The 21,143-nt window shown below is 38.6% G+C and carries 36 protein-coding genes; all 36 read left to right on the top strand.

Annotated elements, in window-relative coordinates; genetic code table 11:
• Window positions 1–30: 30 nt before the first annotated feature.
• The 36 genes from iscR to rpoA all read left to right on the top strand — a co-directional run bounded on the left by iscR (window position 31) and on the right by rpoA (window position 21,120).
• Entirely contained in the window at window positions 31–486 is a 456-nt protein-coding gene (gene iscR / locus H3T83_RS06605; protein ID WP_065577890.1) for a Fe-S cluster assembly transcriptional regulator IscR, read from the top strand.
• Window positions 487–516: 30 nt separating this feature from the next.
• Window positions 517–1,731 (top strand): IscS subfamily cysteine desulfurase, encoded by a 1,215-nt coding sequence (locus tag H3T83_RS06600; RefSeq protein ID WP_198215381.1) that lies wholly within the window; start codon window positions 517–519, stop codon window positions 1,729–1,731.
• Window positions 1,732–1,747: 16 nt separating this feature from the next.
• Window positions 1,748–2,134 (top strand): Fe-S cluster assembly scaffold IscU, encoded by a 387-nt coding sequence (iscU, locus tag H3T83_RS06595; RefSeq protein ID WP_034884104.1) that lies wholly within the window; start codon window positions 1,748–1,750, stop codon window positions 2,132–2,134.
• Window positions 2,134–2,457 carry an iron-sulfur cluster assembly protein IscA gene (iscA, locus tag H3T83_RS06590; RefSeq protein ID WP_034902400.1) on the top strand — a complete coding sequence of 108 codons (324 nt, stop codon included), beginning with the start codon at window positions 2,134–2,136 and terminating at the stop codon, window positions 2,455–2,457. Before iscU ends, iscA begins: the two co-directional genes overlap by 1 nt.
• Before the next feature lie 13 nt (window positions 2,458–2,470).
• Window positions 2,471–2,989 (top strand): co-chaperone HscB, encoded by a 519-nt coding sequence (hscB, locus tag H3T83_RS06585; protein WP_165596341.1) that lies wholly within the window; start codon window positions 2,471–2,473, stop codon window positions 2,987–2,989.
• 38 nt (window positions 2,990–3,027) lie between these two features.
• Window positions 3,028–4,887, top strand: a complete 1,860-nt coding sequence (gene hscA / locus H3T83_RS06580; RefSeq protein ID WP_198215380.1) for a Fe-S protein assembly chaperone HscA — start codon at window positions 3,028–3,030, stop codon at window positions 4,885–4,887.
• Between the two features lie 14 nt (window positions 4,888–4,901).
• Window positions 4,902–5,240 carry an ISC system 2Fe-2S type ferredoxin gene (gene fdx / locus H3T83_RS06575; protein ID WP_065651347.1) on the top strand — a complete coding sequence of 113 codons (339 nt, stop codon included), beginning with the start codon at window positions 4,902–4,904 and terminating at the stop codon, window positions 5,238–5,240.
• A gap of 167 nt (window positions 5,241–5,407) precedes the next feature.
• Window positions 5,408–6,499 (top strand): PfkB family carbohydrate kinase, encoded by a 1,092-nt coding sequence (locus tag H3T83_RS06570; protein ID WP_198195919.1) that lies wholly within the window; start codon window positions 5,408–5,410, stop codon window positions 6,497–6,499.
• Window positions 6,496–7,431 carry a pseudouridine-5'-phosphate glycosidase gene (locus H3T83_RS06565; protein WP_034902387.1) on the top strand — a complete coding sequence of 312 codons (936 nt, stop codon included), beginning with the start codon at window positions 6,496–6,498 and terminating at the stop codon, window positions 7,429–7,431. Before H3T83_RS06570 ends, H3T83_RS06565 begins: the two co-directional genes overlap by 4 nt.
• A 357-nt stretch (window positions 7,432–7,788) precedes the next feature.
• Entirely contained in the window at window positions 7,789–8,100 is a 312-nt protein-coding gene (rpsJ, locus tag H3T83_RS06560) for a 30S ribosomal protein S10 (RefSeq protein ID WP_006120582.1), read from the top strand.
• 31 nt (window positions 8,101–8,131) lie between these two features.
• Window positions 8,132–8,758 carry a 50S ribosomal protein L3 gene (gene rplC, locus H3T83_RS06555; RefSeq protein ID WP_034902384.1) on the top strand — a complete coding sequence of 209 codons (627 nt, stop codon included), beginning with the start codon at window positions 8,132–8,134 and terminating at the stop codon, window positions 8,756–8,758.
• A gap of 16 nt (window positions 8,759–8,774) precedes the next feature.
• On the top strand, window positions 8,775–9,377 hold the full coding sequence (gene rplD, locus H3T83_RS06550; RefSeq protein ID WP_034902381.1) for a 50S ribosomal protein L4: 603 nt from the start codon (window positions 8,775–8,777) through the stop codon (window positions 9,375–9,377).
• Window positions 9,374–9,676 carry a 50S ribosomal protein L23 gene (gene rplW / locus H3T83_RS06545; protein WP_034885052.1) on the top strand — a complete coding sequence of 101 codons (303 nt, stop codon included), beginning with the start codon at window positions 9,374–9,376 and terminating at the stop codon, window positions 9,674–9,676. The genes rplD and rplW overlap by 4 nt, the downstream gene beginning before the upstream one ends.
• Before the next feature lie 18 nt (window positions 9,677–9,694).
• Window positions 9,695–10,519, top strand: coding sequence for a 50S ribosomal protein L2 (gene rplB, locus H3T83_RS06540; protein WP_034902376.1), 825 nt, complete (start codon window positions 9,695–9,697; stop codon window positions 10,517–10,519).
• Between the two features lie 19 nt (window positions 10,520–10,538).
• Window positions 10,539–10,817: a 30S ribosomal protein S19 gene (gene rpsS, locus H3T83_RS06535; RefSeq protein WP_024496505.1), complete on the top strand. Its 279-nt coding sequence runs from the start codon at window positions 10,539–10,541 to the stop codon at window positions 10,815–10,817.
• 13 nt (window positions 10,818–10,830) lie between these two features.
• Window positions 10,831–11,163, top strand: coding sequence for a 50S ribosomal protein L22 (gene rplV / locus H3T83_RS06530; protein ID WP_034884235.1), 333 nt, complete (start codon window positions 10,831–10,833; stop codon window positions 11,161–11,163).
• 14 nt (window positions 11,164–11,177) lie between these two features.
• A complete protein-coding gene (gene rpsC / locus H3T83_RS06525) occupies window positions 11,178–11,915 on the top strand; it encodes a 30S ribosomal protein S3 (protein WP_034884234.1) in 738 nt (245 codons plus the stop codon).
• A gap of 12 nt (window positions 11,916–11,927) precedes the next feature.
• On the top strand, window positions 11,928–12,338 hold the full coding sequence (gene rplP, locus H3T83_RS06520) for a 50S ribosomal protein L16 (protein WP_025314389.1): 411 nt from the start codon (window positions 11,928–11,930) through the stop codon (window positions 12,336–12,338).
• Entirely contained in the window at window positions 12,339–12,530 is a 192-nt protein-coding gene (gene rpmC / locus H3T83_RS06515; protein WP_034902373.1) for a 50S ribosomal protein L29, read from the top strand.
• A 1-nt stretch (window position 12,531) separates the two neighbouring features.
• A complete protein-coding gene (gene rpsQ / locus H3T83_RS06510; RefSeq protein ID WP_025314391.1) occupies window positions 12,532–12,792 on the top strand; it encodes a 30S ribosomal protein S17 in 261 nt (86 codons plus the stop codon).
• Between the two features lie 195 nt (window positions 12,793–12,987).
• Complete coding sequence (rplN, locus tag H3T83_RS06505; RefSeq protein WP_025314392.1) at window positions 12,988–13,359, top strand: 50S ribosomal protein L14; 372 nt, start codon at window positions 12,988–12,990, stop codon at window positions 13,357–13,359.
• 10 nt (window positions 13,360–13,369) lie between these two features.
• On the top strand, window positions 13,370–13,684 hold the full coding sequence (gene rplX / locus H3T83_RS06500) for a 50S ribosomal protein L24 (protein ID WP_034884230.1): 315 nt from the start codon (window positions 13,370–13,372) through the stop codon (window positions 13,682–13,684).
• A 17-nt stretch (window positions 13,685–13,701) separates the two neighbouring features.
• Complete coding sequence (gene rplE / locus H3T83_RS06495) at window positions 13,702–14,241, top strand: 50S ribosomal protein L5 (protein ID WP_025314394.1); 540 nt, start codon at window positions 13,702–13,704, stop codon at window positions 14,239–14,241.
• Window positions 14,242–14,252: 11 nt separating this feature from the next.
• Window positions 14,253–14,558, top strand: coding sequence for a 30S ribosomal protein S14 (gene rpsN, locus H3T83_RS06490; protein WP_025314395.1), 306 nt, complete (start codon window positions 14,253–14,255; stop codon window positions 14,556–14,558).
• A 17-nt stretch (window positions 14,559–14,575) separates the two neighbouring features.
• The gene (gene rpsH / locus H3T83_RS06485) at window positions 14,576–14,968 is read left to right on the top strand and encodes a 30S ribosomal protein S8 (RefSeq protein WP_034902370.1); all 393 of its coding nucleotides are present in this window, start codon (window positions 14,576–14,578) and stop codon (window positions 14,966–14,968) included.
• A gap of 11 nt (window positions 14,969–14,979) precedes the next feature.
• Window positions 14,980–15,513: a 50S ribosomal protein L6 gene (gene rplF, locus H3T83_RS06480; RefSeq protein ID WP_034902367.1), complete on the top strand. Its 534-nt coding sequence runs from the start codon at window positions 14,980–14,982 to the stop codon at window positions 15,511–15,513.
• 9 nt (window positions 15,514–15,522) lie between these two features.
• The gene (gene rplR / locus H3T83_RS06475) at window positions 15,523–15,876 is read left to right on the top strand and encodes a 50S ribosomal protein L18 (RefSeq protein WP_034902364.1); all 354 of its coding nucleotides are present in this window, start codon (window positions 15,523–15,525) and stop codon (window positions 15,874–15,876) included.
• Between the two features lie 14 nt (window positions 15,877–15,890).
• The gene (gene rpsE / locus H3T83_RS06470; protein WP_025314399.1) at window positions 15,891–16,391 is read left to right on the top strand and encodes a 30S ribosomal protein S5; all 501 of its coding nucleotides are present in this window, start codon (window positions 15,891–15,893) and stop codon (window positions 16,389–16,391) included.
• A gap of 6 nt (window positions 16,392–16,397) precedes the next feature.
• Window positions 16,398–16,577 (top strand): 50S ribosomal protein L30, encoded by a 180-nt coding sequence (gene rpmD, locus H3T83_RS06465; RefSeq protein ID WP_025314400.1) that lies wholly within the window; start codon window positions 16,398–16,400, stop codon window positions 16,575–16,577.
• Between the two features lie 5 nt (window positions 16,578–16,582).
• Window positions 16,583–17,017, top strand: coding sequence for a 50S ribosomal protein L15 (gene rplO / locus H3T83_RS06460; RefSeq protein ID WP_198215379.1), 435 nt, complete (start codon window positions 16,583–16,585; stop codon window positions 17,015–17,017).
• Window positions 17,018–17,025: 8 nt separating this feature from the next.
• The gene (gene secY / locus H3T83_RS06455) at window positions 17,026–18,363 is read left to right on the top strand and encodes a preprotein translocase subunit SecY (protein WP_198215378.1); all 1,338 of its coding nucleotides are present in this window, start codon (window positions 17,026–17,028) and stop codon (window positions 18,361–18,363) included.
• A 26-nt stretch (window positions 18,364–18,389) separates the two neighbouring features.
• Window positions 18,390–18,503: a 50S ribosomal protein L36 gene (gene rpmJ, locus H3T83_RS06450; RefSeq protein WP_034884218.1), complete on the top strand. Its 114-nt coding sequence runs from the start codon at window positions 18,390–18,392 to the stop codon at window positions 18,501–18,503.
• 173 nt (window positions 18,504–18,676) lie between these two features.
• Window positions 18,677–19,033 carry a 30S ribosomal protein S13 gene (rpsM, locus tag H3T83_RS06445; RefSeq protein WP_034902358.1) on the top strand — a complete coding sequence of 119 codons (357 nt, stop codon included), beginning with the start codon at window positions 18,677–18,679 and terminating at the stop codon, window positions 19,031–19,033.
• A 15-nt stretch (window positions 19,034–19,048) separates the two neighbouring features.
• Complete coding sequence (rpsK, locus tag H3T83_RS06440; RefSeq protein WP_025314405.1) at window positions 19,049–19,438, top strand: 30S ribosomal protein S11; 390 nt, start codon at window positions 19,049–19,051, stop codon at window positions 19,436–19,438.
• A gap of 46 nt (window positions 19,439–19,484) precedes the next feature.
• The gene (rpsD, locus tag H3T83_RS06435) at window positions 19,485–20,105 is read left to right on the top strand and encodes a 30S ribosomal protein S4 (protein ID WP_065577881.1); all 621 of its coding nucleotides are present in this window, start codon (window positions 19,485–19,487) and stop codon (window positions 20,103–20,105) included.
• Window positions 20,106–20,130: 25 nt separating this feature from the next.
• Entirely contained in the window at window positions 20,131–21,120 is a 990-nt protein-coding gene (gene rpoA / locus H3T83_RS06430; protein WP_034902352.1) for a DNA-directed RNA polymerase subunit alpha, read from the top strand.
• Window positions 21,121–21,143: the final 23 nt, after the last annotated feature.

Genomic DNA, 21,143 nt, shown 5'->3' with positions numbered 1-21,143 from the left:
TATTTACTATTAAATATAGGGGAATGATTAATGAAATTGACATCAAAAGGGCGATATGCAGTGACAGCTATGTTAGATGTAGCACTGCATTCAGAATCAGGCCCTGTATCACTTGCTGATATTTCAGAACGTCAGGAAATCTCACTATCTTATTTAGAACAACTGTTTTCACGATTGCGTAAAAATGGTTTAGTTTCAAGTGTTAGAGGTCCTGGTGGTGGTTATGTACTTGGTCGTAGTATGGAGCAAATTGCGATTAGCTCAATTGTAAAGGCTGTTGATGAAACTGTTCATGCGACTAAATGCCACGGTAATACCGGATGTCAAAATGGTGTAAGATGCCTTACCCATAGTTTATGGAATGACTTGAGTGAGCGAATCAATGATTTTTTGACCAGCATTACTTTAAGCGAATTGGTTAATAATCAAGAAGTGAAAGCCGTCTCTAATCGACAAAGTCATCTTCATCAAAACAGAATTAATTAAAAATACAGAATTTGTAATTGGGAGTAATTAATGAAATTACCTATTTATATGGATTATGCAGCAACAACGCCTGTAGATCCTAGAGTAGCTGAAAAAATGATGCAGTATTTAACACACGATGGTGTTTTTGGTAATCCCGCTTCTCGTTCACATAAATTTGGTTGGCAAGCTGAAGAAGCCGTTGATATTGCACGAAATCAAATTGCTGACTTAATAGGTGCCGATTCACGTGAAATTGTATTTACTTCAGGCGCGACAGAAGCCGATAACTTAGCCATTAAAGGTGCGGCGCATTTTAATCATGCTAAAGGTAAACATATTATTACCTGTAAAACTGAACATAAAGCAGTTCTTGATACTTGTCGTCAATTAGAACGAGAAGGTTATGAAGTAACTTATTTAGCACCAGAATCAAATGGTATTCTTGATCTTGATAAACTGGCTGCAGCGATGCGTAGTGACACAACTGTTGTGTCAATTATGCATGTTAATAATGAAACTGGTGTTATTCAGGATATCGAAAAAATCGGCGAAATGTGCCGTGAAAGAGGCATTGTATTTCATGTTGATGCAACCCAAAGTGTTGGTAAATTACCGATTGACCTAACTAAATTAAAAGTCGATCTTATGTCGTTCTCTGGTCATAAAATCTATGGGCCAAAAGGCATTGGTGGACTTTATGTTAGACGTAAACCACGAGTACGTATTGAAGCCCAAATGCATGGTGGTGGACATGAACGCGGTATGCGTTCTGGTACTTTACCGGTACACCAAATTGTGGGTATGGGTGAAGCGTACCGTATAGCAAAAGAAGAGATGACAACAGAAATACCACGTCTTTTAGCTCTAAAAACTCGTTTATGGAATGGATTAAAAGATATTGATGAAGTTTATCTTAATGGTTCATTAGAGCATGGTGTGGCTAATATTTTAAATGTAAGCTTTGCTTATATTGAAGGTGAATCACTCATGATGGCGCTAAAAGATTTAGCAGTATCATCTGGTTCAGCATGTACTTCTGCAAGTTTAGAGCCGTCTTATGTATTACGAGCACTAGGACTTAATGATGAACTTGCCCATAGTTCAATAAGATTTTCATTTGGTCGATTTAGTACCGAAGAAGAAGTAGATTATGTAATTAAGTTAATTAAAGATTCTATCGGTAAATTAAGAGATCTTTCTCCACTTTGGGAAATGTTTAAAGATGGTGTTGATTTAACAAAAATTAAGTGGTCAGCCCATTAAAAATTAGGAGTAAATTATGGCATATAGTGAAAAAGTCGTCGATCATTATGAAAATCCACGCAATGTAGGTTCTTTTGATCAAAATGATCCAAATGTTGGTAGTGGTATGGTTGGAGCACCAGCATGTGGCGATGTAATGCGGTTACAAATCAAAGTTAATGATGATGGTATTATTGAAGATGCCAAATTTAAAACTTATGGTTGCGGTAGTGCAATTGCCTCAAGCTCATTAGTGACTGAATGGATTAAAGGTAAATCATTAGATGAAGCTGAAGCAATAAAAAATACTGATATAGCGAAAGAATTAGCTTTGCCTCCAGTTAAAATTCACTGTTCAATTTTAGCGGAAGACGCCATTAAAGCAGCTATTGATGATTATAAAACCAAAAAAGGACAACGTTAATGGCAATCACATTAACTAATAGCGCAGCAAATCGAGTTCAGGCCTTTTTAGCTAACAGAGGTAAAGGGGTTGGGCTTCGGTTAGGCGTTAAAACTTCTGGCTGTTCGGGAATGGCTTATGTAATAGAATTTGCTGATATCATTAATGATGATGATAGTGTTTTTGAAGATAAAGATGTCAAAGTGATCATTGACAAAAAAAGTTTAGTTTATCTTGATGGAACAGAACTTGATTTTGTTAAAGAAGGTCTAAATGAAGGCTTTAAATTCAATAACCCTAACGCTAGCAATGAATGTGGTTGTGGCGAAAGCTTTAATGTTTAATGGGACATGAATTGTGATTAATTACTTTGAATTATTTCAATTACCAATTCAATTACCTATTGATAATGGTCAGTTAACGGCTAACTATCAACAGTTGCAACGCCAATATCATCCTGATAATTTTGCTCAGGCAACAGATAATGAAAAAGTGGCTATCATTCAAAAGTCGGCAATGATCAATGATGGCTATCAAACGCTAAAAAATCCGATAAAAGCGGCTGAATACTTTTTATCATTGCAAGGTTTTGATGTTGCAACAGAGCAAAATATTATTCATGATGCCGATTTTTTAATGGAACAATTTAGTTTGCGTGAAAAATTAGATGATATTGAAAATCAAAATAATATTGATCTGTTAGATGATTTTCATTCGGAAATTTCGCAACGAAAAAAACAAGTCTATCATCAGCTATTGCAACATATATCCCAACAAGATTGGCAAAGCGCAGTTAATCAAATCTATAAAATCCGTTATCTAGCTAGATTGATTGAACAGATCGAAAAGTTACAAGAAAAGCAATTTGCTCTATAATTTAAGATTAAGTAACACATCAATTAGAGATAGATCAAATGGTATTATTACAGATCAGTGAACCGGGACAAACACCAGAACCTCATCAACGTCGATTAGCTATTGGCATAGATCTAGGTACAACTAATTCTTTAGTCGCAACAGTTCGTAGTGGGCAAGCAGAAGTTTTGCCAGATTTAGATGGTAATGCATTATTACCATCTGTTGTGTATTATGGCCTTGACCATGATGATAATACTATTATTACTGTCGGTAAAAATGCTAAAACTAATGCAGCCAATGATCCATTGAATACGGTTAGTTCCATAAAACGCTTAATGGGAAGAAGCTTAATTGATATTGATAGTTCACGCTTTCCCTATACTTTTTCACAAACTGATAATGGTGTTCCTTTATTAAATTTACCTAATCAACAAGTTAATCCAGTACAAGTTTCAGCTGAGATTTTGATTGCTTTGGTTGATCGAGCAAAACAAAGCTTAGATGGTGAGATTGATGGTGTAGTAATAACAGTACCAGCTTATTTTGATGATGCGCAAAGACAAGCAACTAAGGATGCGGCTAAATTAGCTGGATTACATGTTTTAAGATTACTGAATGAACCAACTGCTGCTGCTATTGCTTATGGCTTAGATTCAGGTAAAGAAGGTGTTATTGCTGTTTATGATTTAGGTGGTGGTACATTTGATATCTCTATTTTACGTCTACATAAAGGTGTATTTGAAGTTTTAGCAACCGGAGGAGATTCAGCACTTGGCGGTGATGATTTTGACCGATTACTTGCTGATAATTTAAAAGTACAGTTAGGTTTAAATAACAATTCTGATCCCTATATAAACCAAAAAATTATCGATGAAGCAGTTAAAATTAAAATTATATTAAGTCAGCAAGATTCTGCTTTAGTGAATATAGAAGGGCAGTCTTTAACAATAACTCGTAAACAATTTGAAGACTTAATTGAACCTTTAGTTAAACGAACATTGGCAGTTTGTCGCCGTGCATTGAAAGATGCGCAAATTGATTTTGATGAAGTTAGTGAAGTTGTGATGGTCGGTGGCTCAACTCGAGTGCCATTAGTAAGACAATTGGTAGGTCACTATTTCAAAACAGAACCATTAACGTCGATTGATCCAGATAAAGTTGTTGCCATTGGTGCCGCAATACAGGCGGATATACTGGTTGGCAATAAACCTGATTCAGACATGTTATTGCTGGATGTTATTCCTTTATCTTTAGGGATTGAAACTATGGGGGAATTAGTTGAAAAAATTATTCCTCGTAATAGTACAATTCCATGCGCTCGTGCACAAGAGTTTACCACATTTAAAGATGGTCAAACGGCGATGATGATTCATGTTTTGCAAGGTGAACGAGAAAGTGTTGCCGATTGCCGTTCGTTAGCAAAATTTACTTTGCGAGGGATCCCTCCTATGCCAGCAGGTGGTGCGCATATTCGAGTTACCTTTCAAGTCGATGCTGATGGTTTATTGAGTGTCACTGCAATGGAAAAATCGACAGGGATTGAGGCGGCGATTCAAGTTAAGCCTTCTTATGGACTGTCAGAAAACGAAATTGCTAGCATGATTCAAGATTCAATCAATTATGCAAATCAAGATAAACAACTAAGAAAGCTTGCCGAACAGAAAGTAGAGGCAGCCAGAGTACTTGAAACATTACAATCTGCACTAGATAAAGATGCTGATTTATTAGATGAAGAGGAACTTAATCTTATCTTGAATGCTAAGCAACAATTACAACAAGCAACGGAATCTGATGATTGTTCTTTGATTGAGCAGCAAATAAAGATTGTTGATAACGCAACACAAACCTTTGCTGCTAAACGTATGAATAGATCAATACGTGATGCCTTAACCGGGCATAGCGTTGATGATATTTAACCAATGAGATTATTATGCCAAAAATTACCTTTTTACCAAATGCCGATATTTGCCCTGAAGGAAAAACTGTTGAGGCAGAAGAAGGCGAATCCATTTTAGAAGTTGCTTTGCGCAATGACATCGAAATAGAGCATGCTTGTGAAATGTCTTGTGCTTGTTCAACTTGTCACTGTATTGTCCGAAAAGGATTTGATTCACTTGAAGAAAGTGATGAACAAGAGGATGATATGCTAGATAAAGCTTGGGGTGTCGAGCCTCATAGTCGTTTAAGTTGCCAAGCTCGAGTAGCCGATGAAGATCTTGAAGTCGAAATTCCAAGATATAGCCTTAATCACGCCAAAGAAGATCATTAATTAGTCGCCTTTATGGCGACATCCTTCTGTAAAAACACCTTTCCTCAAATTTTTACTTGTGATAATTATCTCATTTTATTTACCTAATTGACTTAGTTGCTTTCAACTTGATAATGATTCTGCTATAGTCACAGACTAAACATATGCTTAAAAATAGACAGGTGTTTATGAATCAAAGAGAAAAGCAGATACTTACGATTATTCGCAAAGATCCCTTCATCCAACAACAAGTGATTGCTAAAATGTTAGGCATTACCCGTTCTAGTGTAGCTGGTTACATTATGACTTTGACTCAAAAAGGTTATATAAAAGGAAAAGGTTATCTTTTGTCTGAAAATAATCATGTGGTTGTCGTGGGTTCTTGTAACATGGATGTGACCGGATATTCAGATGAAAAGTTAGTTTATCAAGATTCTAATCCTGGTAAGATTCGTTGTACGCCTGGCGGTGTGGGGCGAAATATTGCTGAAAATTTGGCGCTTTTAGGACTTGATACCCATCTTATTTCAATGATTGGCGATGATTTCTATGGTGCCCAGCTTATTGAACATACCCGAAAAGCCGGTGTTAATATGGAGCATTGCCATGTGATAAAAGGCGATAGTACTTCAACTTACCTCTCTCTGCTTGATCAATCAGGAGAAATGGTGATAGCTATTAATGATATGGATATTATTAACAAACTAACACCAAGTTTATTAAATGAATCTAAGCAGTTAATTCAGCATGCTAAATTACTGATTATCGACTGTAATTTGCAACAAGAAGCATTAACATGGCTGTTTAATAATGCTGGGGAAGTGCCTATTTTTGTTGATACTGTATCTGCATTTAAATCTCATAAGATTAAAGCTTGGTTGTCATATATTCATACTTTAAAACCTAACCGACTAGAAGCCGAAATTTTAAGTGGAATAAAAATCGAAACTAATGACGATATTCCTAAAGTGGTTGACTGGTTCCATCAACAAGGCGTGCAACGAATTGCAATTAGCGCTGGGGCTGATGGTGTTTATTATAGCGAAATCAATGGTGATCGTGGTTGGTCTGCATCCATTCCAACTGATATTGTCAGCGTTACTGGTGCTGGTGATGCCATGCTGGCAGGGCTTGTTCAAGGTTACTTGAATGGACTGAGTTTTTATCAAAGTGTGAGATTTGGTCAAGCTTGTTCGGCATTAACATTATCATCTGAATTTACTAATAATCCTAATTTATCAATTAATTGTGTTCAAAATATTTTGGAGTCCCTTTCATGAACAATGTGTCTAAATATAATCAATATCTTGATATTTCGCCTGAAGTTAAACAAGCTCTTGAAAATAATCAACCGGTTGTGGCATTAGAATCTACCATTATTTCACATGGTATGCCATATCCACAAAATGTTGAAACTGCATTAAAAGTAGAAGAAATTGTCAGACAAAATGGCGCAATACCTGCCACTATTGCGGTAATTAATGGTCGTTTAAAAGCTGGTTTGTCAAAAGAAGAGATAACAATTCTTGGTAAAGAAGGATTAAATGTAACTAAAGTGAGTCGTCGAGATTTACCAGTAGTTGTAGCTAATAAACAAAATGGTGCAACTACCGTCGCGGCAACCATGATTATCGCTGAATTAGCCGGTATACGTGTATTTGCAACCGGTGGATTAGGTGGTGTTCATCGTGGGGCAGAACATACATTTGATATTTCTGCCGATCTTCAAGAACTTGCCAATACTAGTGTTGCCGTTGTTTGTGCTGGTGCTAAATCAATTTTAGATTTAGGTTTAACTATGGAATATCTAGAAACATTTGGCGTTCCTGTGGTTGGTTATCAAACTGAAAAACTACCGTCATTCTTTAGTCGAACTAGCCCATTTGATGTTAGTGTTAAACTAGATAGTGCCAAACAAATAGCTGAAATGATTAAAGTAAAATGGGATTTAGGCTTAAATGGTGGGGTTGTGGTTGCTAATCCTATTCCAACACAATATGCAATGGATGAAGAATTAATTTCAGCAGCAATTGAAAAAGCCTTAAAAGAATCAGTTGAACAAGGCATTAAAGGTAAAGAAACTACCCCATTTTTATTGGCAAAAGTGGTGGAATTAACTGGTGGTGATAGTTTAGAAGCAAATATCAACCTAGTCTTTAATAATGCAAAATTAGCTTCTGAAATTGCGATGAGTTATTGCAATAGTAAATAAATTTAATGCAAATAAAGATTGTATTTTGTAATCTAAACTGCTTTTAAATAATGGAACAGCATCACTATGATTACTGTTTCATTATTAGCTAATCAATTAGATAATTATATACAAGTTTTTATAATTACTCCTTGCATTAGCCAATAAATCCCGTATAATTGTCGCACTTTGTTTGCTGATTTTTCAATAAACAAATGCGTAAAAAGATATAGTCTTTATGTCAAAATATTGAATTATATCAACAATATCTCCGATTTGGGGATTACGAAAAGAACGGATTACACTCTCCTGTCAATCGAAACAGGGCAAGAGGAGTAATCTTTTGTTATAACTTTTAAATAGTGGAGCTCTGGTCTCATGTCGAACCAAAGAATCCGTATCCGGTTAAAAGCGTTTGATCATCGTTTGATTGATCAATCAACTGCTGAAATTGTAGAAACTGCGAAGCGCACTGGCGCACAAGTTCGTGGTCCTATTCCATTACCGACACGCAAAGAGCGTTTCACAGTATTGATTTCTCCGCACGTTAATAAAGATGCGCGTGATCAATATGAGATTCGCACTCATAAACGTCTAGTTGATATTGTAGAGCCAACTGAAAAAACAGTTGATGCTTTAATGCGTCTAGATCTTGCTGCCGGTGTTGATGTGCAGATCAGTTTAGGTTAATCCTAAGCTGAATGATTGAGAGGTCGAAACAATGATTGGTTTAATCGGTCGTAAAGTAGGAATGACACGAATCTTCACCGAAGAGGGTGTTTCTATTCCTGTCACCGTAGTTGAAGTTCAAAGCAACCGCGTTACTCAAGTTAAAACACTTGAAAATGACGGTTATCAAGCTATTCAGGTTACTACTGGCAGCAAAAAAGCAAGCCGCGTAAACAAACCTGAAGCAGGTCATTTCGCTAAGGCTGGCGTTGAAGCTGGTCGTGGTCTATGGGAATTCCGTTTTGAAGAAGGCGAATATACTGTAGGTCAAAGCATTAACGTTGATATTTTCACAGACGTTAAAAAAGTTGATGTTACTGGTACATCTAAAGGTAAAGGTTTCGCTGGCGTAACTAAACGTTGGAATTTCCGCACTCAAGATGCTACTCATGGTAACTCTTTGGCACACCGTGGTCATGGCTCTATTGGTCAAAACCAAACTCCAGGTAAAGTGTTCAAAGGTCGTAAAATGGCAGGTCACTTAGGTAATGAACGTGTAACTGTTCAAAACTTAGATATTGTACGTGTTGATGCTGAACGTAACCTTTTATTAATTAAAGGTGCAGTACCAGGCGCGATCAATAGTGACGTAATTGTTAAACCGGCAATCAAGGCTTAACGTCGAGGAGATAGAGATGGAATTAGTAGTAAAAGACGCGCAAGCGCTTTCTGTTTCCGAAACTACCTTCGGACGTGAGTTTAATGAAGCGTTAGTTCACCAAGTAGTTGTTGCTTATGCATCTGCTGCTCGTCAAGGCTCTCGCGCACAAAAAACTCGTGCAGAAATCGCTGGTTCAGGCAAAAAACCATGGCGTCAAAAAGGCACAGGTCGTGCTCGTTCAGGTTCTATTAAGAGCCCAATCTGGCGTAGTGGTGGTGTAACATTTGCAGCAAAACCACAAGATCATAGCCAAAAAGTTAACCGTAAAATGTATCGTGGTGCATTAAAGAGTATTTTCTCTGAATTAGTGCGTCAAGAACGTTTAATCGTGGTTGAAACATTTACTGTTGAAGCACCTAAGACTAAATTATTAACTCAGAAATTAAATGATATGAATCTAAAAGATGTGCTAATCATTACTTCTGAAGTTGATGAAAATCTTTTCTTAGCAGCACGTAACTTATATAAAGTTGATGTGCGTGATGTGGCAGGTATTGATCCAGTTAGTTTGATTGCATTTGACAAAGTAGTTATCACTGTTGATGCCGTTAAACAAGTAGAGGAGATGTTAGCATGATTCGTGAAGAGCGTCTGCTTAAAGTCCTGCGAGCACCACATGTTTCTGAAAAAGCATCTATTTCAATGGAAAAAACAAATACATTAGTATTGAAAGTTGCTAAAGATGCTACTAAGAGAGAGATTAAAGCCGCAGTTGAACAACTATTTGAAGTCAAAGTAGATGACGTTAATACTCTTGTTGTTAAAGGCAAAGTAAAACGTCGTGGTCAACAAATCGGTCGCCGTAGCGACTGGAAAAAAGCTTACGTTACTTTAGCAGAAGGTCAAAATTTAGACCTTGCTGGCGTCGCTGAGTAATTCGGAGGAGTAAGAACAATGGCAGTTGTTAAGTGTAAACCTACATCTCCGGGTCGTCGCCACGTTGTTAAAGTGGTTAACCCAGAGTTGCATAAAGGTAAGCCTTATGCACCGTTGCTTGATACAAAAAGCAAAACTGGTGGTCGCAATAATAATGGTCGTATCACTACCCGTCATATCGGTGGTGGTCATAAACAACATTATCGTATTGTCGACTTTAAGCGTAATAAAGATGGTATTCCAGCAGTTGTTGAACGTTTGGAATATGATCCGAACCGTAGTGCAAATATTGCATTGGTTCTATATAAAGACGGTGAACGTCGTTATATTTTAGCGCCTAAAGGCTTAAAAGCAGGTGATCAGATCCAATCTGGTGTTGATGCAGCGATTAAAACAGGTAACTGTTTACCAATGCGCAATATTCCAGTAGGTTCTACCGTGCATAATATTGAAATGAAACCAGGTAAAGGCGGACAACTTGCTCGCTCAGCTGGTAGCTATGTTCAAATCGTTGCGCGTGATGGTGCTTATGTAACATTACGTCTACGTTCAGGTGAAATGCGTAAAGTATTATCTGATTGCCGCGCCACTATTGGTGAAGTGGGTAACTCAGAACATATGCTTCGCGTACTAGGTAAAGCGGGTGCAACGCGTTGGCGTGGTGTTCGTCCTACTGTTCGTGGTACAGCAATGAACCCGGTAGACCATCCACATGGTGGTGGTGAAGGTCGTAACTTTGGTAAACATCCTGTGTCTCCATGGGGTCAAAAAGCCAAAGGATTGAAAACGCGCAGCAACAAACGTACTGATAAGTATATTGTTCGCCGTCGCAATAAGAAATAATTAATATAGAGGATTAGCTATGCCACGTTCTCTCAAGAAGGGTCCTTTTATTGACCTACACTTGCTGAAGAAGGTAGAGAAAGCGGTGGAAAGCGGGGACAAGAAACCAATTCGTACTTGGTCCCGTCGTTCAACGATCTTTCCTAACATGATCGGATTGACCATCGCTGTCCATAATGGTCGTCAGCACGTTCCAGTTTATGTTTCCGACGAAATGGTTGGTCATAAATTGGGTGAATTCGCGCCGACTCGTACTTATCGCGGCCACGCTGCGGATAAGAAAGCTAAGAAGAAATAAGTAGGAGAAAGAGATGGAAACAATTGCAAAGTACCGCCACGCTCGTTCTTCTGCACAAAAAGTTCGCTTAGTTGCAGATCTTGTTCGCGGTAAAAAAGTGTCTCAGGCACTTGATATTTTAACGTACACCAATAAAAAAGCGGCTGTACTTGTTAAAAAAGTATTAGAGTCTGCTATTGCTAATGCAGAGCATAACGATGGTGCTGATATTGATGATCTGAAAGTTGCGAAAATTTTCGTAGACGAAGGCCCAACCATGAAGCGTATTATGCCTCGTGCGAAAGGTCGTGCAGATCGAATTTTGAAGCGTACGAGTCACATCACCGTGATCGTCTCAGATCGCTAGGCTGGAGAATAGCAATGGGTCAAAAAGTAAATCCAAATGGTATCCGATTAGGCATCGTCAAGCCTTGGACATCTACATGGTATTCGGGTACAAAGACATTCGCTGATAATTTAGAAAGTGATTTTAGAGTGCGTGAATTCTTAAATAAAGAATTAGCACAAGCATCAATCTCTAAAATTGTTATCGATCGTTCAGCAGAAACTAACGTTCGCATTACTATTCACACTGCTCGTCCAGGTATTGTGATTGGTAAAAAAGGTGAGGACGTTGAAAAATTACGTAATGCCGTAGCTTCTATTGTCAATAAATACAAAGACAAAAAAGAGAAACGTGATGTTGCAGTACAAATTAATATTGCTGAAGTTCGTAAACCAGAACTAGACGCTAAATTAGTTGCTGACAGTATTACCTCTCAGTTAGAACGCCGTGTTATGTTCCGTCGTGCAATGAAACGTGCGGTTCAAAATGCAATGAAGGCGGGTGCTAAAGGTATCAAAGTTGAAGTAAGTGGTCGTTTAGGCGGCGCTGAAATTGCTCGTAGTGAGTGGTATCGTGAAGGTCGCGTACCACTACATACATTAAGAGCGGACATCGACTATGGTTTATCAGAAGCATTGACTACCTATGGTATTATTGGTGTTAAAGTGTGGATCTTCAAAGGTGAGATCCTTGGTGGTATGGCTGCCGTTGAACAAGCAGAAAAACAACCTGCTGCTCAACCGAAAAAGCAGCGCAAAGGCCGAAAACAATAAGGAGCGTCGCTGATGTTACAACCAAAGCGTACAAAATTCCGTAAAGTGCACAAGGGCCGCAATCGTGGTCTTGCTGTGAGTACTGATGTAAGTTTCGGTACATTCGGTCTTAAGGCTGTGGGTCGTGGTCGTTTGACTGCGCGCCAGATCGAAGCAGCACGTCGTGCAATGACTCGTGCAGTTAAGCGTCAAGGTAAAATCTGGATTCGAGTTTTCCCTGATAAACCAATTACTGAAAAACCACTTGAAGTGCGTATGGGTAAAGGTAAGGGTAACGTTGAATACTGGGTTGCTCAGATTCAACCAGGTAAAGTCCTTTATGAAATGGACGGTGTACCGGAAGAAGTTGCTCGTGAAGCATTTGCGTTGGCAGCTGCAAAACTGCCAATTAAAACCACCTTTGTGATTAAGACGGTGATGTAAATGAAAGCAAAAGAGCTACGCGAAAAAAGCGTTGAAGAGTTAAATACTGAACTTCTTAATTTATTACGTGAGCAATTTAACTTACGTATGCAATTAGCTGGAGGACAGTTAACACAAACTCATATGTTAAAACAAGTGCGTCGTAATATTGCACGAGTTAAAACGTTATTAACTGAGAAGGCGGGTGCGTAATATGACTACTGAAGTAAAAATTCGTACTCAGCAAGGTCGTGTTATTAGCGACAAAATGGATAAATCTATTACTGTAGCTATTGAACGTAAAGTGAAGCATCCGTTATATGGTAAGTTCATTAAACGTACGACTAAATTGCATGTACATGATGAAAACAACGAGTGTGGTATTGGTGATACTGTAGAAATTAAAGAGTGTCGTCCATTATCAAAAACCAAATCTTGGACTCTTGTTCGAATCGTTGAAAAAGCAGTTAGCTAATCAAATTTGATTAAAAACTGTACATAATATAATAAACGGCTCACCGGCCGTTTATTTTATGCTATCCATTTTATTTGAGTGGTGTTATACTATGCGCCCTCACGTAAGTGGGTTTTTGGTTGTCTATTCTTATCCATGGTAGTTGAGGTGGATGAAGGTAGATTAGACAATAATTAATTTATACGGAGCATTAAAATGATCCAAGAACAGACTAGGCTCGATGTTGCTGATAACTCTGGCGCACGTAGCGTAATGTGTATCAAGGTTCTCGGTGGATCGCATCGTCGTTATGCAGCGGTAGGTGATATCATCAAAGTTACCATTAAAGAAGCTATTCCACGTGGTAAAGTTAAAAAAGGTGATGTACTTAAAGCTGTGGTGGTGCGCACTCGAAAAGGTGTTCGTCGTCCTGATGGATCTGTCATTCGTTTCGATCGCAATGCTTGTGTTATTTTAAATAATAACAGTGAGCAACCGATTGGTACGCGTATTTTTGGACCGGTCACTCGTGAACTTCGTTCTGAGAAGTTTATGAAGATCATTTCATTAGCACCAGAAGTACTGTAAGGAGCGGGTAATGGCAGCTAAAATCCGTCGAGAAGATGAAGTTATCGTGTTAGCCGGTAAAGATAAAGGTAAACGCGGTAAAGTAAAAAGTGTTTTGTCTACTGGTAAAGTGATTGTTGAAGGTATCAATTTGGTGAAAAAACACCAAAAACCAGTACCTGCATTAAATCAAGAAGGTGGAATTGTTGAGAAAGAAGCGCCAATTAACGTTTCTAACGTAGCAATTTTTAACCAAGATACAGGCAAAGCAGATCGCGTAGGCTTTCGTTTTGAAGACGGTAAAAAAGTCCGTTTTTATAAGTCTACTAATAAATTAATCAATTAAGTAATTTGGAGTGTACGATGGCGAAACTGCATGATTACTACAAAGCACAGGTAGTAAATAAACTGCAAGAACAGTTTGGCTACAAATCTGTCATGCAAGTCCCTCGGATCGAAAAGATCACCTTGAATATGGGTGTGGGTGAAGCAATTACTGATAAGAAATTATTAGATAATGCGGTTGCAGATTTAGCAGCAATCAGTGGTCAAAAACCACTAGTCACTAAAGCACGCAAATCAGTTGCTGGTTTTAAAATCCGTCAAGGGTATCCTATTGGTTGTAAAGTCACTTTACGTGGCGAACGTATGTGGGAATTTTTTGAACGTCTAGTTTATATTGCTCTTCCTCGTACTCGAGATTTTCGTGGTTTAAGCGCAAAATCTTTCGATGGCCGTGGTAACTATAGCATGGGTGTTCGTGAACAAATCGTTTTCCCTGAAATCGATTATGATAAAGTTGATCGTGTTCGTGGTTTAGATATCACTATCACAACAACTGCACAATCTGATGAAGAAGGCCGAGCTTTATTATCTGCCTTTAACTTCCCATTTCGTAAGTAAGGTAGGGCATAATGGCTAAACAATCAATGATTGAACGCGATAAGAAACGCGTAAAGCTAGCAGAAAAATATTTTGCAAAGCGTCAAGAATTAAAAGCGATTATCTCTGATCTTAATGCATCAGATGAAGATCGTTGGAATGCAGTGCTTAAATTGCAAACGCTTCCTCGTGATTCTAGTCCATCACGTCAACGTCGTCGTTGTCGTCAAACCGGTCGTCCTCATGGCGTCCTTCGTAAGTTTGGTTTAAGCCGTATTAAGGTTCGTGAATCAGCCATGCGTGGTGAGATTCCTGGTCTTAAAAAGGCAAGTTGGTAATCAGGGGAGTGTTATAGATGAGCATGCAAGATCCTATAGCAGATATGTTGACCCGCATTCGTAACGGTCAAGCTGCGAATAAAGTTGCAGTCACCATGCCTTCCTCTAAGCTAAAAGTGGCAATTGCCAATGTGCTAAAAGAAGAAGGTTATATCGGGGACTATAAAGTAGTTGGTGACACTAAACCAGAATTGGAAATCACTTTAAAATATTTCCAAGGTAAGGCTGTAGTAGAAAGTATTAAACGTGTTAGCCGTCCAGGTTTACGTATTTATAAACGTAAAGATGAATTACCAAAAGTAATGGCTGGATTAGGTATTGCAGTTGTTTCTACTTCTAAAGGTGTTATGACTGATCGTGCAGCACGCCAAGCAGGTCTTGGTGGTGAAATTATCTGCTACGTAGCGTAAGGGAGAAAAAAATGTCTCGTGTTGCAAAAGCACCTGTCGTTGTTCCTGCTGGCGTAGAGGTAAAACTCAATGGTCAGGTAATTACGATTAAAGGTAAAAATGGCGAGTTATCTCGTACAATAAATAATGCAGTTGTTATTAATCAAGCAGAAGGCCAGATTACATTTGCGCCTCGTGACGGTTTTGCTGACGCTTGGGCGCAAGCAGGTACTGCTCGTGCATTGATTAATGCAATGGTTATTGGTGTTACTGAAGGTTTTACTAAAAAACTTCAGCTAGTTGGTGTCGGTTATCGTGCACAAGTTAAAGGTAATACAATTGGCTTATCTCTTGGTTATTCACATCCAATTGATCACCAATTACCTGCAGGTGTAACAGCTGAATGTCCTTCGCAAACTGAAATCGTTCTGAAAAGTGCTGATAAACAGTTAATTGGACAAGTAGCTGCTGATATCCGTGCTTATCGTCGTCCTGAACCTTATAAAGGTAAAGGTGTTCGTTACGCAGATGAAGTTGTGCGTACTAAAGAAGCTAAGAAAAAGTAAGGTAACACTATGGATAAGAAATCAGCTCGTATCCGTCGTGCAACTAAAGCGCGTCGTAAGATGCAAGAACTACTTGCAACTCGCTTAGTAGTTCACCGTACTCCGCGTCATATTTATGCGCAGATTATCGCACCAAACGGATCAGAAGTACTGGCAGCGGCTTCAACATTAGAAAAAGCTATCAGTGAAAGTTTAAAATACACTGGAAACAAAGATGCAGCAGCAGCAGTTGGTAAAGCAATTGCAGAACGCGCATTAGCGAAAGATATCAAAGAAGTTTCTTTTGATCGTTCAGGTTTCCAATATCATGGTCGAGTTCAGGCGCTAGCAGATGCTGCTCGCGAAGCTGGCCTACAGTTCTAAGGTAGGAGTTAAAGATGTCAAACATCGAAAAACAAGCTGGTGAACTGCAGGAAAAACTAATCGCAGTTAACCGAGTTTCTAAAACCGTAAAAGGTGGTCGTATTTTTAGTTTTTCTGCACTAACAGTGGTTGGTGACGGTAATGGCCGCGTTGGTTTTGGATATGGTAAAGCACGTGAAGTGCCAGCAGCAATCCAAAAAGCAATGGAAAAAGCACGTCGTAATATGATTAACGTTGCGTTAAATAACGATACTTTACAGCATCCAGTTAAAGGTGCTCATACAGGTTCTCGTGTTTACATGCAACCAGCATCAGAAGGTACTGGTATTATCGCCGGTGGTGCAATGCGTGCTGTATTAGAAGTTGCTGGTGTTCGTAACGTTCTAGCTAAAGCATATGGTTCTACTAACCCAATTAACGTGGTTCGTGCAACTATTGATGGCTTAGAAAATATGAAATCTCCAGAAATGGTTGCTGCTAAGCGTGGTAAAACCGTCGAAGAAATTTTGGGGTAATTAGCCATGGCAAAGACAATTAAAATTACACAAACTCGTAGTTCTATTGGCCGTCTACCGAAGCATAAAGCAACGTTAGTTGGTCTAGGATTACGTCGTATTGGTCATACTGTTGAGCGTGAAGATACACCTGCAATTCGCGGTATGGTAAACCAAGTTTATTACATGGTTAAAGTTGAGGAGTAATAGTAATGCGTTTAAATACTTTATCTCCTGCTGAAGGTTCAAAGCATGCATCTAAGCGCGTGGGCCGAGGAATCGGTTCAGGGCTAGGTAAAACTGGTACTCGTGGTATCAAAGGTCAAAAATCACGTTCAGGTGGCGGCGTTCGTCGTGGCTTTGAGGGTGGTCAAATGCCTTTATATCGTCGTTTACCAAAATTTGGTTTTACCTCACGTAAAGCTATGATAACAGCACAAGTTCGTCTTTCTGATTTAATGAAAGTTGAAGGCGATATTGTTGACCTAAATAGCTTGAAAGTTGCTAATGTGATTAATTCACAAATCGAATATGCAAAAATTATGTTATCTGGAGAAGTTACTAAACCAGTAACAGTTCGTGGTATTCGAGTAACTAAAGGTGCTAAAGCTGCAATTGAAGCTGCTGGCGGAAAAATTGAGGAATAATTAGAAAGATGGCAAAGCAACCAGGATTAGATTTTCAAAGCACACGAGGCGGTAGTGGTGAGCTTAAAAGACGTTTATTATTTGTGCTTTTAGCGCTTATTGTTTTCCGTCTTGGTTCTTACGTTCCGGTTCCTGGTATTGATACTAAAGCGTTATCGGACTTACTACAATCATCATCTAATGGTATTGTTGGTATGTTCAATATGTTCTCTGGTGGTGCTTTAAGCCGTGCTTCAATTTTTGCTTTAGGGATAATGCCTTATATTTCTTCATCTATTATTGTGCAGTTATTAACGGCAATTAACCCTAAATTAGCAGAATTGAAGAAAGAAGGTGAATCAGGTCGTAAAAAAATCAGTCAGTACACCCGTTATGGCACATTAGCTTTAGCAATTGTACAAGCAGCTGGTATTGCGACTGGTTTACCGAATATTCCTGGTTATAGTCATGTAGTGATTAACCCAGGATTTTCTTTCTATTTTATTGCATCGATTAGCTTAGTTACTGGCACTATGTTTCTTATGTGGTTGGGTGAGCAAATCACGGAACGCGGTGTAGGTAATGGTATTTCTATCATTATCTTTGCAGGTATTGTGGCAAGTCTTCCTCATGCAATATATGAAACAATTGAACAAGCTCGTTCTGGTTCATTGCATCCGATTTTATTATTAGTCGTCGCAGCATTAGTGGTTGGTGTGACTTACTTTGTTGTTTTTGTCGAACGTGGTCAACGACGTATAGTTGTTAATTACGCGCAAAGGCAGCAAGGACGTCGTGTGTATGCTGCACAAAGTACACATTTACCATTGAAGATTAATATGGCAGGTGTTATTCCTGCAATATTTGCTTCAACAATTGTTATGTTACCATCAATGATGGCTTCTTGGTTCCAAGGAAATGGTGAAGGATGGAGATATATCTTTGTTCTTATAGGGCAATACTTCTCTCATGATCAACCGTTATACATAATCTTTTTTGCAGCTGCGATTATTTTCTTCTGTTTCTTCTATACAGCATTGGTTTTCAATCCTAGAGAAACAGCAGATCAATTAAAGAAATCAGGTGCATTTATTCCAGGTATCCGTCCAGGTGAACAAACATCGAAGTATATTGACAAAGTAATGACACGTTTAACGCTAATTGGCGCTATTTACATTACTCTTGTATGTTTGGTACCAATGTTTATGACAAGCGCAATGAAAGTTCCAGTTCAATTTGGTGGAACATCATTATTAATTGTGGTTGTTGTAATCATGGATTTTATGGCACAAGTACAGACTTTAATGATGCCAAATCGTTATGAGTCAGTGTTAAAGAAAGCGAATCTTAAAGGCTACGGCCGATAAGTTAGCCAGAAGTTACGGAGAAAAAAATGAAAGTTCGTGCTTCAGTCAAGAAATTATGTAGAAATTGTAAAATCATCAAACGCAATGGCATTGTTCGTGTTATTTGCATTGAAGGTAAACATAAACAACGTCAAGGTTAATATTATTTAACTGTAAAGTTGAACTTTTGCATATTTTACTTGCCAAAGTATAGTAAAGCTGGCTAGAATAGCCAGCCTAAAAAATTTTTTTGTAGATCCATTGTTTGAGTATCCTGAAAACGGGCTTTTCAGTATGGTGGATCTGCTGAACATTAACAATAAAGGAGTGCATAGTGGCCCGTATAGCAGGCATTAACATTCCTGATCAACAACATACTGTTATTGCGTTACAAGCAATTTATGGTATCGGTAGTACTCGTGCAAAGACAATTTGTGCTGAAGCGGGTATTCCTGAACATGTTAAGATCAGAGAACTATCTGAAGATCAGATTGAACAGTTACGCGAACAAGTCGCTAAATTCACTGTTGAAGGTGATTTACGTCGTGAAGTAACTATGAGTATCAAGCGTTTATTAGACCTTGGTTGTTATCGTGGTGTGCGTCATCGTCGTGGACTTCCTGTCCGTGGTCAACGCACTAAGACTAACGCTCGTACCCGTAAGGGACCGCGTAAGCCAATCAAGAAATAATTGAGGTGATAATAAATGGCAAAGACACCTGTTCGTACACGTAAACGTGTTAAAAAGCAAGTTTCTGATGGTATAGCTCATATTCATGCATCATTTAACAATACAATCGTAACAATTACCGATCGTCAAGGTAATGCGTTGGGTTGGGCAACCGCTGGTGGTTCTGGTTTCCGCGGCTCTCGTAAATCAACTCCTTTTGCAGCTCAAGTAGCAGCAGAACGTTGTGCCGAAGCTGTAAAAGACTACGGAATTAAGAATCTGGAAGTTATGGTTAAAGGACCTGGTCCTGGTCGTGAGTCAACAATTCGTGCATTAAATGCAGCGGGTTATCGCATCACTAATATTACTGATGTTACTCCGATTCCTCATAACGGTTGTCGTCCACCAAAGAAACGTCGTGTTTAATTTTTTATTAAACATTGAATGTTTATAGGATTATTGGAGAAAAAAAATGGCAAGATATTTGGGACCAAAGCTCAAATTAAGTCGTCGTGAAGGTACAGATTTATTCCTTAAGTCTGGCGTCCGAGCGGTTGATAGTAAATGTAAGTTAGAACAAGCTCCTGGACAACATGGTGCGCGTAAACCGCGTTTATCAGATTATGGTGTTCAGTTACGCGAAAAACAAAAAGTTAGACGTATTTATGGAATTCTAGAGCGTCAATTCCGTAATTACTACAAAAATGCAGCACGTATTAAAGGTAATACTGGTGAAAACCTACTTGCTCTTTTAGAACGTCGCTTAGATAACGTTGTTTATCGTATGGGATTTGGTGCAACTCGCGCTGAAGCTCGTCAATTAGTTAGTCATAAAGCTGTTCTTGTTAATGGTCATGTTGTGAACATCGCATCTTATCAAGTTTCACCTGAAGATGTAATTAGTGTTCGCGAAAAATCAAAAAAACAAGCACGTATTAAAGCCGCTTTAGAGTTAGCTGAACAACGTGAAAAACCAACATGGTTAGAAGTTGATGCTAGCAAAATGGAAGGTGTATTTAAACGCTTACCAGAACGTTCAGATTTATCTGCTGACATCAACGAACATTTGATCGTCGAACTTTACTCTAAGTAAAGTTTAGCACTTAAGAGAGGACATAATGCAGGGTTCTGTAACAGAGTTTTTAAAACCTCACCTAGTTGACGTTGTTCAATACAGCCCAACTCATGCGAAAGTGACATTAGAGCCACTTGAGCGTGGTTTTGGTCATACTTTAGGTAATGCACTACGCCGCATTTTATTATCATCTATGCCGGGATATGCAGTGACCGAAGTTGAAATTGACGGTGTTCTGCATGAGTATAGTACTAAAGAAGGCGTTCAAGAAGATGTGCTTGATATTCTGCTTAATTTGAAAAAATTAGCGGTTCGTGTACATACTAAAGATGATGTTATGCTGACTTTAAATAAATCAGGCGTTGGTGCTGTAACTGCATCAGATATCACTCACGATGGTGATGTTGAAATTGTTAATCCTGATTTAGTAATTTGTCATCTTACTGATGCCAATGCTTCAATTAGTATGCGTATTCGTGTACAACGAGGACGTGGTTATGTCCCTGCTTCTGCTCGAGTTAAGTCAGAAGATGAAGAGCGACCAATTGGTCGTCTATTAGTTGATGCATGTTATAGTCCAGTTGAGCGTATTGCATATTCTGTCGATGCTGCTCGTGTGGAACAACGTACCGACTTAGATAAACTGGTTATCGATATGGAAACTAATGGTACTATCGATCCAGAAGAATCTATTCGTCGCGCATCTACTATTTTGGCTGAACAACTTGAAGCTTTTGTTGATTTACGTGATGTACGTCAACCAGAAGTCAAAGAAGATAAACCGGAATTTGATCCAATTCTTTTACGTCCAGTAGATGACTTGGAATTAACTGTTCGGTCTGCTAATTGCTTAAAAGCAGAAGCAGTTCATTATATTGGTGATTTAGTGCAACGTACTGAAGTCGAGTTACTTAAAACCCCTAATCTTGGTAAAAAATCTCTTACTGAAATTAAGGATGTGCTCGCATCTCGTGGTTTATCTTTAGGCATGCGTCTTGAGAATTGGCCACCAGCAAGTATTGTTGAAGACTAAGATAAAATTTATATAAGAAGGAT

Source organism: Gilliamella sp. M0320, from assembly GCF_016101635.1.
In the GTDB taxonomy this organism is placed as follows: Bacteria; Pseudomonadota; Gammaproteobacteria; order Enterobacterales; family Orbaceae; genus Gilliamella; species Gilliamella apis.
Note: the sequence above shows the minus strand (reverse complement) of the source record. Positions and strands in the feature narration are given on the sequence as shown.

Bases quoted from the DNA above. Each gene is read 5' to 3' on its own strand.
- iscR (WP_065577890.1), top strand. From the start codon at position 31: ATGAAATTGACATCAAAAGGGCGATATGCAGTGACAGCTATGTTAGAT.
- H3T83_RS06600 (WP_198215381.1), top strand. From the start codon at position 517: ATGAAATTACCTATTTATATGGATTATGCAGCAACAACGCCTGTAGAT.
- iscU (WP_034884104.1), top strand. From the start codon at position 1,748: ATGGCATATAGTGAAAAAGTCGTCGATCATTATGAAAATCCACGCAAT.
- iscA (WP_034902400.1), top strand. From the start codon at position 2,134: ATGGCAATCACATTAACTAATAGCGCAGCAAATCGAGTTCAGGCCTTT.
- hscA (WP_198215380.1), top strand. From the start codon at position 3,028: ATGGTATTATTACAGATCAGTGAACCGGGACAAACACCAGAACCTCAT.
- fdx (WP_065651347.1), top strand. From the start codon at position 4,902: ATGCCAAAAATTACCTTTTTACCAAATGCCGATATTTGCCCTGAAGGA.
- H3T83_RS06570 (WP_198195919.1), top strand. From the start codon at position 5,408: ATGAATCAAAGAGAAAAGCAGATACTTACGATTATTCGCAAAGATCCC.
- H3T83_RS06565 (WP_034902387.1), top strand. From the start codon at position 6,496: ATGAACAATGTGTCTAAATATAATCAATATCTTGATATTTCGCCTGAA.
- rpsJ (WP_006120582.1), top strand. From the start codon at position 7,789: ATGTCGAACCAAAGAATCCGTATCCGGTTAAAAGCGTTTGATCATCGT.
- rplC (WP_034902384.1), top strand. From the start codon at position 8,132: ATGATTGGTTTAATCGGTCGTAAAGTAGGAATGACACGAATCTTCACC.
- rplD (WP_034902381.1), top strand. From the start codon at position 8,775: ATGGAATTAGTAGTAAAAGACGCGCAAGCGCTTTCTGTTTCCGAAACT.
- rplW (WP_034885052.1), top strand. From the start codon at position 9,374: ATGATTCGTGAAGAGCGTCTGCTTAAAGTCCTGCGAGCACCACATGTT.
- rplB (WP_034902376.1), top strand. From the start codon at position 9,695: ATGGCAGTTGTTAAGTGTAAACCTACATCTCCGGGTCGTCGCCACGTT.
- rpsS (WP_024496505.1), top strand. From the start codon at position 10,539: ATGCCACGTTCTCTCAAGAAGGGTCCTTTTATTGACCTACACTTGCTG.
- rplV (WP_034884235.1), top strand. From the start codon at position 10,831: ATGGAAACAATTGCAAAGTACCGCCACGCTCGTTCTTCTGCACAAAAA.
- rpsC (WP_034884234.1), top strand. From the start codon at position 11,178: ATGGGTCAAAAAGTAAATCCAAATGGTATCCGATTAGGCATCGTCAAG.
- rplP (WP_025314389.1), top strand. From the start codon at position 11,928: ATGTTACAACCAAAGCGTACAAAATTCCGTAAAGTGCACAAGGGCCGC.
- rpmC (WP_034902373.1), top strand. From the start codon at position 12,339: ATGAAAGCAAAAGAGCTACGCGAAAAAAGCGTTGAAGAGTTAAATACT.
- rpsQ (WP_025314391.1), top strand. From the start codon at position 12,532: ATGACTACTGAAGTAAAAATTCGTACTCAGCAAGGTCGTGTTATTAGC.
- rplN (WP_025314392.1), top strand. From the start codon at position 12,988: ATGATCCAAGAACAGACTAGGCTCGATGTTGCTGATAACTCTGGCGCA.
- rplX (WP_034884230.1), top strand. From the start codon at position 13,370: ATGGCAGCTAAAATCCGTCGAGAAGATGAAGTTATCGTGTTAGCCGGT.
- rplE (WP_025314394.1), top strand. From the start codon at position 13,702: ATGGCGAAACTGCATGATTACTACAAAGCACAGGTAGTAAATAAACTG.
- rpsN (WP_025314395.1), top strand. From the start codon at position 14,253: ATGGCTAAACAATCAATGATTGAACGCGATAAGAAACGCGTAAAGCTA.
- rpsH (WP_034902370.1), top strand. From the start codon at position 14,576: ATGAGCATGCAAGATCCTATAGCAGATATGTTGACCCGCATTCGTAAC.
- rplF (WP_034902367.1), top strand. From the start codon at position 14,980: ATGTCTCGTGTTGCAAAAGCACCTGTCGTTGTTCCTGCTGGCGTAGAG.
- rplR (WP_034902364.1), top strand. From the start codon at position 15,523: ATGGATAAGAAATCAGCTCGTATCCGTCGTGCAACTAAAGCGCGTCGT.
- rpsE (WP_025314399.1), top strand. From the start codon at position 15,891: ATGTCAAACATCGAAAAACAAGCTGGTGAACTGCAGGAAAAACTAATC.
- rpmD (WP_025314400.1), top strand. From the start codon at position 16,398: ATGGCAAAGACAATTAAAATTACACAAACTCGTAGTTCTATTGGCCGT.
- rplO (WP_198215379.1), top strand. From the start codon at position 16,583: ATGCGTTTAAATACTTTATCTCCTGCTGAAGGTTCAAAGCATGCATCT.
- secY (WP_198215378.1), top strand. From the start codon at position 17,026: ATGGCAAAGCAACCAGGATTAGATTTTCAAAGCACACGAGGCGGTAGT.
- rpmJ (WP_034884218.1), top strand. From the start codon at position 18,390: ATGAAAGTTCGTGCTTCAGTCAAGAAATTATGTAGAAATTGTAAAATC.
- rpsK (WP_025314405.1), top strand. From the start codon at position 19,049: ATGGCAAAGACACCTGTTCGTACACGTAAACGTGTTAAAAAGCAAGTT.
- rpsD (WP_065577881.1), top strand. From the start codon at position 19,485: ATGGCAAGATATTTGGGACCAAAGCTCAAATTAAGTCGTCGTGAAGGT.
- rpoA (WP_034902352.1), top strand. From the start codon at position 20,131: ATGCAGGGTTCTGTAACAGAGTTTTTAAAACCTCACCTAGTTGACGTT.